Source organism: Mangrovibacterium diazotrophicum, from assembly GCF_003610535.1.
GTDB classification, from domain to species: Bacteria; Bacteroidota; Bacteroidia; order Bacteroidales; family Prolixibacteraceae; genus Mangrovibacterium; species Mangrovibacterium diazotrophicum.
The window spans coordinates 2,905,363-2,922,131 of sequence record NZ_RAPN01000001.1 but is presented as its reverse complement, the minus strand read 5'-3'; the positions used below and the strand labels follow the sequence as shown (position 1 = coordinate 2,922,131).

Genomic DNA, 16,769 nt, shown 5'->3' with positions numbered 1-16,769 from the left:
GGGTTTTCAAATTAAACTGTTTGGTTAAGTTGTCCAAATCCATGGGGCGAGTACACGTAAGTGGTTTGTTAAATAATGAAAGCAAGCTTTCAATAAGCCATTATGTCTGCTTTCGAATATAAAAAACTCTTCGGGATCTTGTCCCAATGGAGACCTGAAAGCTTTCCATCTTTTGGAAAGCGATTTTGCAGGATCGCACCAAGTCGCTAAACTTTCGTGTTCGTCGCATTTGCCCAGTATTCCGGGAGCTACAACGGATTTAATGCCTAGTTTTGATGCCCGAAGTCCGTAGTCAAAATCTCCTAATGCATGTCTGAAACAAGGGTCGTTCATGCCGACGATCTCAAAAACAGATGACGGAATTAATACGATGTTTCCATTAAAGAAGCCGCAGTCAGTGGGATATTCTTGAGGAATAATCAGAGAGCCGTTTTTATCTCTGCCTCCGTAAGTGATCACTTTGGAATTATTAACGGCGCAGGTTGTACCAACGACAATTCTTTCGTCGTTGTATAGGATCGTAGTTTTGTAAAGAGCTTGGAGAGCATGGGTGTAGAAAAAGGTGTCATCATTTATCCATAGAAAGTAGTCGTAGATTTTTATTTGTGTAGCTTCTTTCCAAGCAAGATGCATACCTCTATTCCAAAAGAGATTTCCTGTACCGTTGATGATATTGACCGAAGGATATGCCGCCTTTACGGCATCTGGAGTTCCGTCTGTGCACCCGTCATTTACAAGAAATACTTCCAGTGAGTTTAGTTCTGCTGGAAGGTCAGCATTAAAAAATGATTGAAGGCATGCCAATGTCTTTTCTTTTCGGTTAAACACTGTTAGAAGAACCGCGATTGATTTCATAGATCATTTAAAGTTAGAATAGGTTAATAGAGTTGGCGAATAGTAGTTGCGACTTTATTGCTCCATTCTTGTTGGCGTGCAAATTCATAGGCAGCCCTACTCATCCGTTCATAAATTTGAGGATTACTCGCTAGATAGTTAATTGCGTCGGCTAATTCCTTAACAACAATTGACGGCGTAGTAACAGGTACGCGAATTCCTGTTTTGTCAGATACAATGTATCCTTGCCCATGTAGATTTAGACATACGACAGGCAATCCAAATGCCATTGCTTCAATTAGTTGGGCAGGGCCTGAATCACGAAGTGAGGTGAAGAAAAAAACGTCGTGGGTGTTGTAGTAGTTCCTAACTTCAGAAAATGGTAGTAGACCAGTGAATTTTACGGATTCATTTAATCCTAATTCAGAGACCATTCGCCTGGCGTGGTCATTTAATTCACCATCTCCAACGATTGTGAGAGTTATACCTTTATTTTCCTTCAGTCGGCTCATTGCTTCTATGACAAGCGGGAGACCTTTCCTTGGCATAAATCTTCCAACCCAGAGAAGCCGCATTCTATTTAATGAAGGGTTTCTTAGTGGTAATTGTTTGGGAAAAAAATCACTTGATAGAGCGGAATCTAGAGAGTAAAATATTTTTGGGGCTCCTGCAGCCCTAACTACCTCCATGGTTTCGGTGTTTGAAACTAGAACAGCGGATGACTTTTTCAACATGTTGCGGCAAGCAGGATTGAACCGAAGGAATAACGCACTGATCTTTTCCCTCTTGATTTCATTTTCCCAGCCTTGCAGGAAGTACTCCTTGAATGACTCAGGAGCCTTTTGGCCACCTCCAGTAGGTCCAAAAATAAAAGGTGTCTTTATTTTGTAAAGGAAAGAACCTTGTTGGAAACTACCCCATGAAACATGATGTACTCGGTGGAATAAGTATTTGTTGTGAAGACTTTTGCCAATGCGGTATGCTTTCCATTGCCAGAGTATGTAGTAGAGATACATCGTTGGTATGGAAAAAGTGTAAAGCTTTTCTAGACCATTATTTAGTCCAATGAAATGAAAATGCAGATTGTCAACTGGAGGGTGTTTCGTAATATCTGGTTTGCTATCTGAGCGAGTAAGGACATGAACACTATATCCTTGGCTAGCTAATTCTATTGCCCAGTTCCAACCACTTGCGGATTCGGAGCCTTTATAGGGGTTACAACCAAACGCTGAAAGTAGTATTTGTTTCATTGCTGGATATTTTTAAAAAGGGGAATTAGAAACCTAGTCAATTTTGCTGGCGTTTTCAATAGTCTTCTTGTATATTTCTAGGGTTTCGCTAGCCGCTTTGTCCCAAGAAAAGAAAGTCAATCTTTCGGTTCCTATTTCGATTAATTTTTGTCGATATGAGTCATCAGTGAGAATTTTTTCAAGATTTTGTTTGATCGAGTTCTTGTCTTTTGGGTTGAAGTAGCAAGCTGCATCAGCTGCTATTTCCGGGAAACAGGAGGTATCACTGATGCAGACTGGACATCTGTTGCCAAAGGCCTCTAAAATTGGTATTCCGAATCCTTCGTAGAGAGAAGGGTAAACAAAACAACGAGCATGGTAGTATAGAGTGTTTAAAGTATTGTCGTCTACAAATCCAACATTAATAGTTCTTGTACCAATTTCAAGCGATTGAATCAGTTCAAGTTCATATGAACTAAAAGGTTGGCCTGTACAAACCAACTTAATGTCATGTTCTATTAGTACTGGCACTATAGCTCGGGTAAAATATTCAAAGTTTTTGTATTCTGTTCGTGCTCCTACGTAGAGGATGTAATTCCCTAATTTGTTCTCGGAATAGTGTTTGGATTGGCTTGTGAAACCGTGGTAAATTACATGAACCTTTTCTTGCTCAATTTTTGGAAAAAAGTTTAATAAATCCTTCTTGGTATTCTCACTAACACATATAATTGCGGATGCATTTTTTATCGCTTGTTCTCTGATCTTAATCCTATGCGGTTGGTAGTTGAATATTTCGGGAATAAAGTCATGGATCGTGATTATAACGGGAGTATTATTACTTTGTTTGAAAACACTCAGACCTTCCCCTGTATGATGTATAATGTTAAAATTGTGTTTTCTGAGTCGTGTTTTTTGATTATGCTCCTGTATTAGAAATTCCAGTTTTGCTTTACCTTTAAATCTGAGGTTTCTCAAGAATTCACTTTTGTCGATCATTCCCTCAAAATAAATATTCTTAGAATATTTGCCTAAAATAGATATTTCAGCGCGAGGTTGCAATCTTGATATAATTTCGAAGAAATATCTTGATACGCCTCCTATACGGTGGCTTGTGATACCTTGATAAGTATATGCAATTTTCATAGGAAAGATATTGACTGGATTTTGAAGTAAGGAATCAGTAATATTTAATCTCTCGTTAAGTATCTTAATCAGTGGTTTGAGACCGATTTAATTTGGTCGCCTTTTGTTAATGACCAAAGGAAGACGAGTTTAGCTTTAGGGCGACGTGTAGCGAAAATCGTTTTAATCCAGATTTTAAACTCGCGATTTGACATAGACCTAAATTTATTAGAGTAACCTATAGCAATAGCCATCCACAATGAGATATTCGAAATATCGAAACGATTGAAATCCTCTATCCATCCGAAAGCAAAGTGAAATGCAATAAATACACCAATAATCATAGTGTAGATATTGTTTGATCTATAGACTGCTAAATAAGAGGATGTTAGATACATCGAGCAATACAATAACATACCTATTAGTCCCAGCCAAGTGAATACGTTTGGGAAACAGACTTCATTAGAATGTCTTTCTTGCTTGTCTGTCTTTAGTTCTTCTGCAATTTTTTCTCCAAATTGTTTAGAATCATTCCCTCTGGCGGGAGTCCTTCCGAAGATCACATAATTGTGTTTAATCGCTGAACTAATGACCTCATAATATATAAAAGTTCGTGTGTCTCCGGCTAAGTTTTCTTTTACAACTTTACCGTTTACGACTTTCTTGCTAACATACTTATTATCCTTGGATAAGTCCTCAAAAACGTTAAATTTTCCGCTTATACCAAAGTAGAGCAGTAGAATTGGTAGAATGTAGAACAACCAATGGCTTACTTTCAGAAGACGGTTGCTAATAAATTTTCGTAATAGAAAGAAAAGCGAGAATAGAATAGCAAGGGCGCTTTTGATTACTTGGCTTCGGGCTCCAAAGTCACCTATGAGCATCAATATGATACAGAAAAGAAAAACTATCTGCCACTTTGGTTTTAATGCAGGGATGAAGCATGCCACAAGTAACATTGGCCCGAGGTAATAATGTTTTGCGTCTCGTCCGGTGATCCAAATGAATACAGCAAAGAAAGCTATAGTAGCGTAAATGAACCACTTGTTCAAAACGCGGTGGAGTAGCATTGGATTATCAAATGGGAAAATCAAGATGGGGAGTGATAATGCCAGGGATGCAGACATTAGCTGTTTCCATTCCCAGTAATTTTCAGCTATTATACAGCCTCGAATAACACTGATTACAAGCCAAGCGAAATATAATTTTAATGTCAAATATTTTAGGTTCGAAAAACTTTTGAAATATTGCTTAAAATAAAAGACACAAAGAATAATGACAAACAGAGAGAGCGCCATAGTAACAGCGGTATTGCCAATTTCTATTTTACTCCATTGGTTAACGGATGTAAAAGTAATAGACACTATCAATATTGGAAATAGTTTGTTATAGTATGTTTTCATGGTTGGTCGTTTATTACAATCACACAGTGTGTGAAAAGTTGTATTGAGGGGTCGAACTTAACTCATATCGATAATTAGTATGATGAATGGAAGTGTTTCGTTCGTTCATGAAAGGAACAAATTGTTTACCAATAACATCCGTTTTCAACTTTTTTTGAATTTGACGGTGTTTCGTTCATTTGGGGTCTAATCCAATACTGATTCATTAAAGCTGAATAGTTGTAAATTGGGTTGTAGTTGGGGTTTTCCCATCGGGCTCCTCTTATGCCAAACAGGAGTTGAAGGCTTCCTCCCAAGTGAAATGCTTTTTTCCCCAGTCTCTTTATATGTGCAGCCAGTGGAAAGCCATATGCGCCGCATCCCAGCAGGCAAATGTCGAAATCTTGTTCGTCAATTTTCTGTTTCAAGAAGTCCAGCGCTTCGAACCAATCACGAAAGTCGTCATTGCGCCCACCGATACTTTGTACTGCCTGAATAATCTTCATGTCAAAATTGGGGAGTAGTCCATTGGGGAATATTTTGTCTTTTTGTTGATACTGTTCTTTGATTGAACGAACAAAAGGATGAACAATCAAGACCTTTTTTTCTTCCAAGGCTTTTGTCCATGGGGCTGCTGAGAAAAATGGATTTAAAAGCTCCAGATCAACTTTCAGGTGGTTTTCAGGGAGTGTGCCAATTCGTTTCTCCCTGGGTAGCCAGCTTCCCAAAACGTCCACATACTGGCTGTCGTTAATCATGAGTTGGCTGAAACGAGCTAGGTTCTCTTCAGTCGGGGGGAAAAACCCAGCATTGTTTTGCATGTGTGCTATCAATTCACTGTCCCACCACCAGCCTTCTGATTTTCCTTTTAAGTAGTTCACTAACCGATTTTCATTTGTCTTCTGATCCATGTAGCAGGTTACGGTTTTCAACTCAAAAGCACCATACCGCGCAATCATCGTCGGTGAGCCACTTGTCAATTTTTCGGAAATGATGTTGGAAACTATATCAGGGTCGCTTTCTGAAACCGGTTTTGTTGATTCAGATCTGCCAGAAAAGCTTGAGTAGATTTTTCGGAGTAGCTTCAAGGTGGTAATCTGCGATTTATTCATTTGTTCTGGGTTATCTTGTAAGACTCGTTCGTCAGACTATTGGTCTGTTATTTGAATAAATTTGACTAATGATATTTTTCATCGAACGGTGTTCGTACTATTTGATCGAAGAAAATATGAAGTTTCGGGCTTTTGCTCTTTTTTCTTCAATCTCTTTGTTGATGGTATCCCAATCAATTGGTTTTCCAACTATGGCAAGGTAGTCATCTTTTTCTGTGAATATCATTCGGTTTTCAAGGTTTAATTCGCTCAATACAGAACTAAATCTTGATAGACCTCGGGTTATGTTCCCGATTACAAGAAATGGCTTGTTAAACAGGATTGAAAAGACACATCCATGGAAGGAATCGGTGACTACAAATTTCGCTTCAGCAAAAGCCTTTAACCAGGTTATGACCGAGGGTTTGACTCCGTTGTTGCCGTAACTTATCGTAAATGTTTGGTAGCCTAGTTTTTCGGCTGCATCCTGGATGATTTTTTTCTTCTCGTCGGTACTATCTAGTACGTAAGCCAGGCACTCTCCATTAACTTCAGTTCGCTCGGATTCCTGCGCTATAAGTTGTCTATAGTCTTCCGCCTTCAAGAGCCACACTGGGTCTGGTACGTGGTTTGCGGCCACTCCCATATGTTCTTCACAAAGCTTTATCCCGGAGTTTTCCCGAACTGAAACCGCACTGAATTTTTGCAACAGTGTTTTAAGTTTGACCGTTTCCTCCGAGGTGAACTCCCAGTTGTCGACACCGAACGATGCCGCGTACGATATCCTGTTTACATCATCTTTCGGGAAATCAAGGAAATAGTTCGTTTTCAAATCTCCGTAAATACATGCTTTTCTCCAAACTTGGTCGCTGCCGACTATAAATGTTGTGAACCCGTATTTATGAAGTTTCTTTAGATCCGACAAGGTTCTTATCCGATGGGTTTTGGGTACGACTTTCTCATCAAAAAACTTTCGGATAAGTGTGCCTTCAAAACGCGTTTTTTTATTCTTGCCAATTATTAATTTGATGAGATCCTTTATGATTTGAGTCGCTTTATTTTTTTCAGGAAAATCTCTGTAAATATGGTAGGTGTCGTATCCGTTTGCAATCAGGAAGCGTTGTAATGCGTATGTTTGAAGAATCCCTCCGTAGTTGTAATTGAATGGCAGGGTTAGGATTCCGATTTTCGTATTTTTCATGTGCCTATATTTTTTAGTTTGTTATGCTCTGTGCCGTTTTTCTTCGAATCTTTCCCAGAACCGCCGAAATCCCATTTTTAATCAATTGACGTTCTTTCTCATTCAATCCGACACTAAATATGATTATTAATGATGATACACCAGAAACTGCTATCGTTAGGATTACTCTGAACAGGCCTTCTTCCAGAAACAGGCTGGGTAAACTGCCCACAATATAGATAAGTGCTGCAGTTAGAATGCTTTTCAATAACACGTTTTTGAGGAAATCATTGACATCCAGATTGCATATTTTATGCGTATAGTAAACCCGGCACGCGGACAACCCCATGCTCATGAGCAGCAGATTTACATAGATAGCCGGAGGAGGTGCTCCGAATTTGAACGCAATATAACTTGCGGGTAGCAGCAAAATAAAGATGATTGAATTCCAGAAGCTAAATTGCTTTATTTTACCAGTCGCCCCAATTGCTGTTGGGAAGGTAATTGTTAATTGGCTCAACATTGAACGTACTAAATTTAATTGACAGAATACGATTGCGTACTCCGGAACATCTTTTAGCCAAAATTTGAAGATCGTCGGCATCTCTATGATAACAGGGATCGATAAGATAGCCATTAGGAAGAAGGATATCTTATTTCCGGTTAGGGATGCTTTTAGCATATTATCCCTGTTCTTTTCACCTTCGCTTTTTACAATCACCGGGTTAAGCGCTTTTAGCATTGTAGTGGAAAAAGCCATTAACTGGCCTGACACTTGATTGGTGATTCCTTGAGCTGCGTTTACAACCACGCCAAAGAAGGAATTGATGAGGATCGAGATACCTTGCATGGATATGATGCTGGCGGAGCTATCCAAGAGTGACCAGCCAGCAAAGCTTGTCATCTCCTTGAGTAAGGCTTTGTTTGAGTATTTTCTGGGGTTCAGTATGACTTCAGCATACTTTCGATGGCAGTAGATACTTCTCACCAGCAGAATAAAAACAGGAAGGGCGACCATCAGAACGCCGTACATCTTAAGTTTATCGTGAACTGTGAATGTTATATAATAAGCAATTGCCAACTTAATTACTGCTTCAAATATTCCCAATACTGCGACAAACAGCATATTCTCGTGTGCGTTGATCACTGCGTCATACGGAACGGAAATAATCATGAAGAAAGTGCTGATCAAAGTGATTTGATAGACAATCTTGGCAACCGAGACCCGCTCTTGTGGTATTTCGAGTATACCGTTAAAAAGGAAATAGGATGCAGCTTCTAACAAGGCTACAACCAGAATAGATATTCCGATGTGTAATATGATGGATGCATTGAAAATGTATTTTTGCTTTTCTGCATCTTTCTCTCCCTGAGCATAGGACATAAATCGCTGCGTGGCAGTTGTCATAGCGATGTTCAGGAATGTTAACATCGCGATTGCTCCACCGACGACATTGAAAATACCGTAGTCGGTTTCGCCCAAGGCTGCCAGAACAAGTCGTGTTGAATAGAGTGAGATAAATACCGTGATGGCCATTCTGGCGTAAAGAAATCCGGTATTCATTGCTACTCGTTTCGCGGCTCCCATTGAATTAAATTTTAAGTGATTGAGTCAATATTGATTTTTCGGCCAAATAGTTTGACCTTGATGACTGACCAGATGGATGTCAATATATTTTTTTCGTCGTTCGTAACAAAAAGCGCGAAATAAGTGGTGACGAAAGCGGCCGAGGTAAATGCAGAGATGGTAATCAAACGCATAAACCCCTGATCCATCAAAGCGAGCGGTATTGCACCCGCTAAGCCCATGATTGAAAGGCTTACGAGCGCCGGCAAAAATACTTTCGAGAGATATTCTTTGTAGCTTAGTCCGCAGTTTCTATTTGAAAAATAAAGTATTGTTATACCTCCTAGGATCCCCCAGCATGATATCCATGTAATGTACAAATAATAAGGTGGGTACCCCAACATAAAAAGGATGATCGTTAAGATGATCGGTAATATATTTAAAACACTCTTGGCGATTGAATATTTTTTGATGTCACCATGTGCCGAAATTGTACCAGATATCATTACAGTGAGCTGCTCGGTAAGACTTCTTAGTAGTTGCAATCGAGTAAATAGAATAGCCCATTCTGGCACCTCTTTAAGCCAAAATCCAAGTATAAAGGGGGCTTCAATTATAAATGGGACAGCAAAAAATGCAAGCAGTAGAAATGAAAATTTCGCACCTGTCATAGATGCAGTAAGCATCATATTTCGTTGTCCACTCCCTGCACTCTTCGCAATCACAGGATTCAGTGCGGTCATCATTGTGTTGGAGAAGGCCATCAATTGACCCGATATTTGGTTTGCAATCCCTTGTGCCGCGTTAAGAATCGTTCCCCAAAAGTTGTTTAGTACAATACTCAAACCGTATTGTGAAATCATAGACGAACTTACAACTAGAAAATTCCAGCCTGCAAATTTCGTCATTGACAACATCAAATGTTTATTCCAATAACGTAATGGATGAAAACTACATTCACTATACATTTTGTGACAGTATGTTCCCATTAACAGAGTCGACAGAGATGCAACCCCCGCCATCAGTACTCCATATACTACAAGTTTGTCTTTGAGTGTGTATACGACGGTAATTGCGACAATTAGCTTTAATATTGATTCGAGAACACCAACTATGGAGAAGTAAAGCATGTTTTCATGAGCGTTCAGTACTGCTTCGTACGGGACTCCAATGATCGTAATAGCTGTGCTCACAATCATGAAATAGTAAATGCTTTTTGCTGCATTTATCCGTTCTGTCGGAATATTTAGTCCTCCATTGAAAAAGAAGTAACCTGCTATCAGTAAGGCCAAAGCGACGATTATCGCTATCGACACATGTAGGATGATGCTGATATTAAATATACTTTTTTGTTTGTTTTGATTGCCTTCTCCTTCAGAATAGGACATGAAACGCTGGGTTGCGCTGGCCATGGCGACATGCAGAAATCCTAGCATAGCAATTGCACCACCCACTACGTTGAATATACCATAGTCTTCTGCTCCTAATGCGTTTAGGATAAGTCGGGTTGTATACAGCGAAATAAAAATGGTAATCCCCATTTTTGCGTAGAGAAACCCAGTATTTTTAATGACTCGATTTGCGACACTCATCTATATTTTTGAATAAGAATAGTACAGATACGTATAGTCACAGAAGTTTATTTCTGCAAATTTGAAAAGAGTTGTGGAATGATGATTAAAGCTGATTGCTCCTACGGCTTCGCCGATTCAGTTACAGCGTTGGGGAGCTTCTGAATAGAAAAAAGATAGATTATTTATCTGATTTTTCTCGCACGTTTGGTTCTCCAAATATAAGGCAAACTTGTCTGAAAATTGTTAAATTAATCGAAATTAACCATTGTTTTTTATGAATAATTCGTTAATTCAAATTCTCACCTTTGTGTAATCGTCTGGAAAATAGATCGTAATGGGTAATGTTATTTTTTCAGTTTAAACTCGTCTACGAAAGACGTTTTTACACAACGGAAACCAATATACGATTTGGCAGAATCCTGGTATTCGAAGCTTCTGGTGCCGTTTCGCAAGAAGTAGGCAACGTCTTTCCAGGAACCACCGCGAATAACTTTTCGTTTCAGTACCGGCGGATCGTCCGGACGGGCAGCATACTGAACATTCGGATTGAAGTCGCTCATATATTCGTATGCTGATTCGTGGAACGCAGTACTTGTCCATTCGGCCACGTTTCCGGCCATATCGTAAAGTCTTTTGTTATTTGGCGCATAACTCCCTACAGGCATAGTAGTCGTAGAGTGGTTGCTGTCGGCCACGTAGTTTCCACGGCGTGGTTTAAAGTTGGCAATAAAGCATCCCATTTGGTTCCGGATGTAGTAGCTTCCCCAAGGATACAGGGTTCGTTCTACACCACCGCGCGCAGCATATTCCCATTCCACTTCAGTCGGAAGCCGATAGTCGAATACGTCGACACTGTTAGATTGACGTTGGTAGTCGTTAAATATTTTAGTCCGCCAGTTACAAAAGGCGTTGGCTTGTTGCCAGGTTACACCTACGAGTGGGTAATCATCGAAAGCCACGTGCCAAAAATACTTTTCAGTCATGGGGTCGTTGTACGAGTAGGTAAAGTCGCGAACCCAGCAAAGTGTATCCGGATAGACAGGGGTCGTTTCGTTGAAAACAAATGACTTTCGGTTCGCAATTGGTATCACATTTCCATCGATATCGGTTACCGTACCATTATACGATTGAGTTTCGAAGTTATACTTGTTTCGACTTTCAGCTGCTTGTTGGTAATCCACCCACTGGTAGTTGTAAATTAGTTTGCGGGCGTCGATTGATTTTTGGAAGAATACACGGTCATCAGCTTCGAGGTACAAATCCTGCAATGCTTCCTGAAAGTCGGGGTTGTCCCATTCAATGGGATCTTCCCAGTTCAGGTGGGGGTAATCCAACGGATTGTCTCGTTCGTCTTCAGTTCGCATGAATTCGGGAAACTGTTCCGAGAGCATTGTGCGTGCTATGGAGTCACGAACCCAGTAGACGAATTGCCGGTATTCATTGTTAGTGATTTCTGTTTCATCCATCCAGAAGGCCTCTACCGATACGCGTTTGGCTTCGGTGTTTTCCTGGTAGATTTCGTCGTCGGGACCAATTACAACACTTCCCCGGTCTATGTATGACATACCGAATGGAGCCGGTTCGTAATAGGGCTTCACCCGATCATTCGACGCGTATTGTGCCAATTCATTCGTCTCGCACGAGACAAGAAGCCCAAGGCAACAAACAACAAGGATGGTATTGCGTAATTTCATAGTCTAAACCTGCACATGCAGTAAGAAAAACGGAGGCGAAAGGATAATATTGTTCTTTTTAACAAAAAAAGCCTCTTGAGATTTTTCTCTCAAAAGGCTTCTTTGATCAAGACCATTTTGGCCTAGTATTCCCAAAGATCTTGTTCGTAGTTAAAGATCTTCTGTTCAATCTTTTTAGACTCGAGCATCGCATCTCTACCAGTCAGGTATTGGCTAATCGCACGGTTGTTGTAAACGTTGCTCTCTTTTACCACATAGCTGTTGAAGCGACGTTTGATAAACAGGTCGTCGAACGACATGTTGTAAGCCGTGTTACGGGTGTTTAGCACCGCGTTTGAGGCCAAAAGCTCGCGAGCTTCAGGATAGTAAATCCAGAACACAACGCGGCGTTGTGGATTTTCACGGTTGATGTCTTCATCGCGGTAATATTCCTGAATTGGGGCAATACCGATAATGCGCACATTCATGGTTGAAGTCTGCTTGTCGAAGAACCATTCTTCTTTGACCATGAGCTGCATAACTTCTTCGCCACGAACCTGTCCTTCAACGGTTTTATCCTCAAATTCCCCTGTTTCCAGGTTGCGAACGCGTTTGGTGCGGGTTGTAGCGCCGAAGGCTTCCTTCACTTGGTCATAAGTCAAAGGAATTTTAAATTCATCGTCTGTACGGGCATCATAAGCGGTCAAAAGTCCGTCTTCGATCGCTTTCAAAAAGAGATTAGTCAAGCTGTTTCTTCCTTCTGTTTCAACAGTCGGGAAGTATAGCACTTGGTTCATCTTTTCGCGCAAATCGATAATTCGCCAGATCTTTTTTGACCACATTACATCGGCTTCGCGAACGTAGGGAAACTGCATCGGTTTCTTTTTACCGATGTCAACCCGCTGAAACGCTCCATCTACAATTTGCGCGTGTGCCTGATTGCCCGTGAAGCATAGCGCACAAATCAATATCCCAATTGCCAGTGTTAGCTTTTTCATCTGTCTTTTTGTTTATAATTTCTATCGCTCCCCCGAAGGGGAGGAACAGCCTTGCATATGAAGGTTGTTCCTGTTTTGTCTTTATTTTTCGCCTCGCGGCTATGTTATCGATTCCCCGGGAAAATCCGGGTTCAATGTTATCGAATTTTGAAACTGATTGGAGCCAGGTTACGGTCAGTTTTGTCGTCACCGTGCGCCATAATGTTGTCGAAATAAATGATACTACCTGCTTGAAGACTCGCAAATTGTTTCTTCATGTCGGCCGTAAAGGCATTTGATTTTGAAGTCCAGGTATTGTTGAAACCTCCCGAACCGGTGATGGTCACATCAAACTGGGTCACTTTAAATTTCAGGTCGAAATCGAAATCGATCAGGGCGGCAAAAATACCTTGTTCTGCCATCAGGTCTTCTTTCCGAAGTACGCCACCGTTTTTCTCAGCAATTTGAGCAACGGGGTCCGGTACACGTTTTACACGGAATACCATCGATCCCATTCGTTTTGTCTGACCGTCGATGATCGCATCAACAATGACTTGTGTATTTTTACCGTTAATATCTTCTTTCGCAGGGAATACAACTCGACCGTCAGCGCGTTCTTCAACTCGACCGTTGGACATCGTAACCCTCAGGTTTGCAGAAGGTACGCCCGGGACTGATACACTAATCGGGTTGGCAATATTCAGGTAGAAAACGTTCATTTTTGTTGGTGAAATGGTAACGCTCGGTTTTCCAACCTGGTAGGTAGATGAGAATTTGTACGGGACATATTCTCCTTCCGGGTTTTTAAACTGGATTTCTCCCTCCCATGGGTAGTCGCCAGCTTTTCCTGCAGGTACTTCGTAAATACCTTTTCCGTTGACAATCTTCAGTTCTTTACCACCTACGAAAACCCGAGGTTGCTGCGTAGTATCTTCCGCTGCCAGGAAAACCTCTGCATGATAAGTATCGCCTTCCAATACGTAAGAAGATTTCGGGATCACCACTGGTGAAAGCTTGTTGAATTTGAACGAGCTTGCATCGATTTGGCTATACAAATAGTTCAGCAAGTTTGCTTCGGTGTTTTTAACATCGATCTGCATTTTGCTCAACAAGGTGATGACAGCAATCATCGGTTTATGCTCGAAGTTTTGCTCTTCCCAGCTTAGGTTTTCGCCTCCTTCTTTCATATTGCGTTTAGGATCCGGTGTTGCCAGCTCCTGTTCAATAGTTGAATGGATTGGAGCATCTTCTCCAACCATGCCAGCTAAATCGCTACGTAGAGAAGACATCGCTGCGCGCAACTCTTTTCCGCGACCAAGTCGAACCATCAACTCAGAAGGAACATTCAACTCGTCATCTTTTGTGATCATTATCGAGTCGCCCTCGTAGTTTGTGATGTACGATCTTGACGGGTCATATTCAAAATCATCGATATCGGCTGTTTTAATACCACCACCGCGAAGAACCAGGTCCTCCTTGATATCGAAGATCAATTTTTGAACCGAGTCAACTTTGGCTTGCACCTCATTGGCTTTTTTCAGCCATGGGTCTACTTTGCTCGGATTGAGATCGTAAGCTGCTTTAAATGCGTTGTATTGCTGGTCGCTCTTTTTCTCAAGTGTTCCGTAAGTTTGCACAAGACTTGCGTCGACTACACGAAATGCATCCAAAACTTCTGCGGCGACGTTCATTGCCATCATCGCCAGCAGAACCAGATACATCATGTTGATCATTTTCTGCCTCGCCGTTTCCGGGCAATTCTTTGTTCCCATATTCTGGCGTTTTATTTTTTATAATTCATGGCACCAAGCATATTGCCATAAATCGAATTAAGTGCTTCTAAATGTTTGTTTAACTCGGCTGCATTCGAATGGTATTTTTTCACTTCTTCCATCGAGCTTTGGATCGCTTGATTCATTTGACCCATTTCGGAGAAGAATTTTTGTGAGGCTGCCAGCTGTTCGGTGGTGCCTTTTAATTGTGACGCGTAAGACGCATTTAACGCTTCCAGGTTATCATTTAACTTAGCCAGTTTGTCGCTGTAGTTACTTGATTTTTCACCCAAGTCGCCAAATCCTCTTTCGATTGTCTCTGCAACTTTGTCGTAAGAGCTAACCAGTTTTTTACCCGACATCGATAAAACGTTGGTAAACTCTTCGCTCGAAATGGCCATTTTGTTCAGCATTTCGTCGCCTTTCGAGCTCAAACGTTGTGCTGTGTTGGTATAAGACTCAACCAAAACGTTTACCGATTGGCTGATGTTATTGTTGGCCTTGCCGTTGATTTCAGCAAAGGTACTCATAGACTCAGATGCGGAATTCAGGTTTTTAACGTACACATCGGTAGCCAGAGTAGCAGCGCTGATATCGCTGATTGAAGAAGCGGTATTGCTCAAATCTGTCAGGCCTTTTGATACTTTTGAAAGTAACTCAGGCGAGATGTCAGCTTGTCCGAGCAATTTACCCAATTGATCATCTTTCGAAGTTTCCACTTCGTCTTCCGGTACGTAATCTTCACGCAATTCAGGGTAAACTTTAGACCATTCAGGTAACTCCATAGGCGGCTCGAATGCCGAGATGAAGAAGATAAAAGCCTCGGTACAAAGACCGATTACCAGAATAGGGCCGGAAAATGCCCAGTGTTGCAGTTTGAACAGTGCACCGATAAGTACAACAGATGCACCAATGTTGTACACATAGCCAGTAAATACTTTCCAGCGTTTACTATGTAACATTTCACCAAAACTCATATGATCACAATTAAGGGTTTAAAACTCGTTTCCAAAAGATGAACGGACGCAGCGGAATCCAATGTATGATTTAACTGTATCCTGGTATTCGTAGCTCCGTGTTGAGGTTTGCACGAAAGCTGCAATATCTTTCCAAGATCCGCCACGGATAACTTTACGCTTCATTGTAGGTGGATCGTCTGGTTTTGCATTGTATTCGAAGTTGGGGTTAAAGTCGTGCATGTACATGTAAGCCGACTCGTCGTAAGCGGTAATAGTCCACTCGGCCACGTTACCGGACATATCGTACAGCCCGAACTTGTTGGCGTCGTAGTTTCCTACTTTCATGGTCGCCATACCGCCGTCTTCGATGTAATTACCGCGCAGAGGCTTGAAGTTAGCCAGGAACTTTCCTCTTTCGTCGCGGGTATAATAGCCCCCCCAAGGGTACATGGATACTTGTTTGTCGCCGCGGGCAGCATATTCCCATTCAACCTCGGTAGGCAAACGGTAGTCCTGCAGTGGTTGTTCGCGTTTGCTCAACAGGTACTCGTTGTGCAGGCGGGTTCTCCAGTGACAGAAAGCTTTCGCCTGAGTCCAGGTTACGCCAACCACCGGATATTCGTCGAAGCCAGGGTGCCAGAAGTAGCGTGTTGCCCAAGGCTCGTTGTACGAATAGGTGAAGTCGCGGATCCAGCAAAGGGTATCGGGATATACATTAACCAATTCGCTGAACACGAATGATGAACGGTTTTCAATTGGTTTGGTAGCCCCGGTTTTATCGTAAACAACACCGTGGTAGCTTTGTGTTTCGTAGTCGTACATATTCGAACGCTTGGCCGCTTGTTGGTAGTCGATCCAATAGTAGGTGTAGAATAATTTACGGCTATCAATTTCTTTTTTGTTGAAGATGCGATCGCTCTCAGTGTAATACATTGGCTCCAATGCATCTTTATAATCAGGGTTATCCCATTCCAAACGCTCGTCCCAATTCAGACGTGGCGGATCGATAGGATTACCTTCACGATCTTCTGAAATTAAAAACTCAGGAAATTGCTCACCCAACATCGTACGTGCGATTGAGTCGCGAACAAAGTTCACGAACTGACGATATTCGTTGTTGGTGATTTCTGTATCATCCATCCAAAATGCATCAACAGAAACCGTTTTGGTTGGTGTTTCGGACCAACTAGCATCCTGATCGCTGGGGCCTACATTGAGGCTTCCCCGGTGAACGAAGGTCATCCCGTAAGGTGCGGGTTCAAACCATTTACCCCGTCCGCGGACACCGGTAAGTTCACCATTGCTTCCCGACTTATTACAGCTAATCATCGACAGGAGCACCAAGGTCATCGAACACAGAGAGAGTATTTTTTTCATAGCGATGAAATATGTTGCTTACTTTTAGAATT

13 protein-coding genes are annotated in these 16,769 nt (G+C 41.5%); all 13 read right to left on the bottom strand.

Annotated features, from left to right (window positions below; genetic code table 11):
* Window positions 1–24: 24 nt before the first annotated feature.
* Window positions 25–855: a glycosyltransferase family 2 protein gene (locus tag BC643_RS11525; RefSeq protein WP_120273228.1), complete on the bottom strand. Its 831-nt coding sequence runs from the start codon at window positions 853–855 to the stop codon at window positions 25–27.
* 23 nt (window positions 856–878) lie between these two features.
* Entirely contained in the window at window positions 879–2,084 is a 1,206-nt protein-coding gene (locus tag BC643_RS11520) for a glycosyltransferase family 4 protein (RefSeq protein ID WP_120273227.1), read from the bottom strand.
* Between the two features lie 33 nt (window positions 2,085–2,117).
* A complete protein-coding gene (locus BC643_RS11515) occupies window positions 2,118–3,206 on the bottom strand; it encodes a glycosyltransferase family 4 protein (RefSeq protein ID WP_120273226.1) in 1,089 nt (362 codons plus the stop codon).
* 68 nt (window positions 3,207–3,274) lie between these two features.
* A complete protein-coding gene (locus BC643_RS11510; protein ID WP_211338041.1) occupies window positions 3,275–4,588 on the bottom strand; it encodes a hypothetical protein in 1,314 nt (437 codons plus the stop codon).
* Between the two features lie 125 nt (window positions 4,589–4,713).
* Complete coding sequence (locus tag BC643_RS11505) at window positions 4,714–5,679, bottom strand: hypothetical protein (protein WP_120273225.1); 966 nt, start codon at window positions 5,677–5,679, stop codon at window positions 4,714–4,716.
* 97 nt (window positions 5,680–5,776) lie between these two features.
* Window positions 5,777–6,859 (bottom strand): polysaccharide pyruvyl transferase family protein, encoded by a 1,083-nt coding sequence (locus BC643_RS11500; RefSeq protein WP_120273224.1) that lies wholly within the window; start codon window positions 6,857–6,859, stop codon window positions 5,777–5,779.
* Window positions 6,860–6,872: 13 nt separating this feature from the next.
* The gene (locus BC643_RS11495) at window positions 6,873–8,426 is read right to left on the bottom strand and encodes an MATE family efflux transporter (RefSeq protein WP_211338040.1); all 1,554 of its coding nucleotides are present in this window, start codon (window positions 8,424–8,426) and stop codon (window positions 6,873–6,875) included.
* An 11-nt stretch (window positions 8,427–8,437) separates the two neighbouring features.
* The gene (locus BC643_RS11490; protein WP_120273223.1) at window positions 8,438–9,997 is read right to left on the bottom strand and encodes an MATE family efflux transporter; all 1,560 of its coding nucleotides are present in this window, start codon (window positions 9,995–9,997) and stop codon (window positions 8,438–8,440) included.
* Between the two features lie 326 nt (window positions 9,998–10,323).
* Complete coding sequence (porK, locus tag BC643_RS11485; protein ID WP_120273222.1) at window positions 10,324–11,673, bottom strand: T9SS ring complex lipoprotein PorK/GldK; 1,350 nt, start codon at window positions 11,671–11,673, stop codon at window positions 10,324–10,326.
* A 122-nt stretch (window positions 11,674–11,795) separates the two neighbouring features.
* Complete coding sequence (gene porN / locus BC643_RS11480; protein ID WP_120273221.1) at window positions 11,796–12,650, bottom strand: type IX secretion system ring subunit PorN/GldN; 855 nt, start codon at window positions 12,648–12,650, stop codon at window positions 11,796–11,798.
* Between the two features lie 137 nt (window positions 12,651–12,787).
* The gene (gene porM / locus BC643_RS11475; RefSeq protein ID WP_120273220.1) at window positions 12,788–14,401 is read right to left on the bottom strand and encodes a type IX secretion system motor protein PorM/GldM; all 1,614 of its coding nucleotides are present in this window, start codon (window positions 14,399–14,401) and stop codon (window positions 12,788–12,790) included.
* 11 nt (window positions 14,402–14,412) lie between these two features.
* On the bottom strand, window positions 14,413–15,378 hold the full coding sequence (porL, locus tag BC643_RS11470; RefSeq protein WP_120273219.1) for a type IX secretion system motor protein PorL/GldL: 966 nt from the start codon (window positions 15,376–15,378) through the stop codon (window positions 14,413–14,415).
* An 18-nt stretch (window positions 15,379–15,396) separates the two neighbouring features.
* On the bottom strand, window positions 15,397–16,737 hold the full coding sequence (porK, locus tag BC643_RS11465) for a T9SS ring complex lipoprotein PorK/GldK (protein ID WP_120273218.1): 1,341 nt from the start codon (window positions 16,735–16,737) through the stop codon (window positions 15,397–15,399).
* Window positions 16,738–16,769 lie beyond the last annotated feature (32 nt).

Coding starts and splice junctions, on each gene's coding strand:
- BC643_RS11510 (WP_211338041.1), bottom strand. CDS start 4,588: ATGAAAACATACTATAACAAACTATTTCCAATATTGATAGTGTCTATT.
- porK (WP_120273218.1), bottom strand. CDS start 16,737: ATGAAAAAAATACTCTCTCTGTGTTCGATGACCTTGGTGCTCCTGTCG.
- BC643_RS11500 (WP_120273224.1), bottom strand. CDS start 6,859: ATGAAAAATACGAAAATCGGAATCCTAACCCTGCCATTCAATTACAAC.
- porN (WP_120273221.1), bottom strand. CDS start 12,650: ATGAAAAAGCTAACACTGGCAATTGGGATATTGATTTGTGCGCTATGC.
- porL (WP_120273219.1), bottom strand. CDS start 15,378: ATGAGTTTTGGTGAAATGTTACATAGTAAACGCTGGAAAGTATTTACT.
- porK (WP_120273222.1), bottom strand. CDS start 11,673: ATGAAATTACGCAATACCATCCTTGTTGTTTGTTGCCTTGGGCTTCTT.
- BC643_RS11520 (WP_120273227.1), bottom strand. CDS start 2,084: ATGAAACAAATACTACTTTCAGCGTTTGGTTGTAACCCCTATAAAGGC.
- BC643_RS11505 (WP_120273225.1), bottom strand. CDS start 5,679: ATGAATAAATCGCAGATTACCACCTTGAAGCTACTCCGAAAAATCTAC.
- BC643_RS11495 (WP_211338040.1), bottom strand. CDS start 8,426: ATGGGAGCCGCGAAACGAGTAGCAATGAATACCGGATTTCTTTACGCC.
- BC643_RS11515 (WP_120273226.1), bottom strand. CDS start 3,206: ATGAAAATTGCATATACTTATCAAGGTATCACAAGCCACCGTATAGGA.
- BC643_RS11525 (WP_120273228.1), bottom strand. CDS start 855: ATGAAATCAATCGCGGTTCTTCTAACAGTGTTTAACCGAAAAGAAAAG.
- porM (WP_120273220.1), bottom strand. CDS start 14,401: ATGGGAACAAAGAATTGCCCGGAAACGGCGAGGCAGAAAATGATCAAC.
- BC643_RS11490 (WP_120273223.1), bottom strand. CDS start 9,997: ATGAGTGTCGCAAATCGAGTCATTAAAAATACTGGGTTTCTCTACGCA.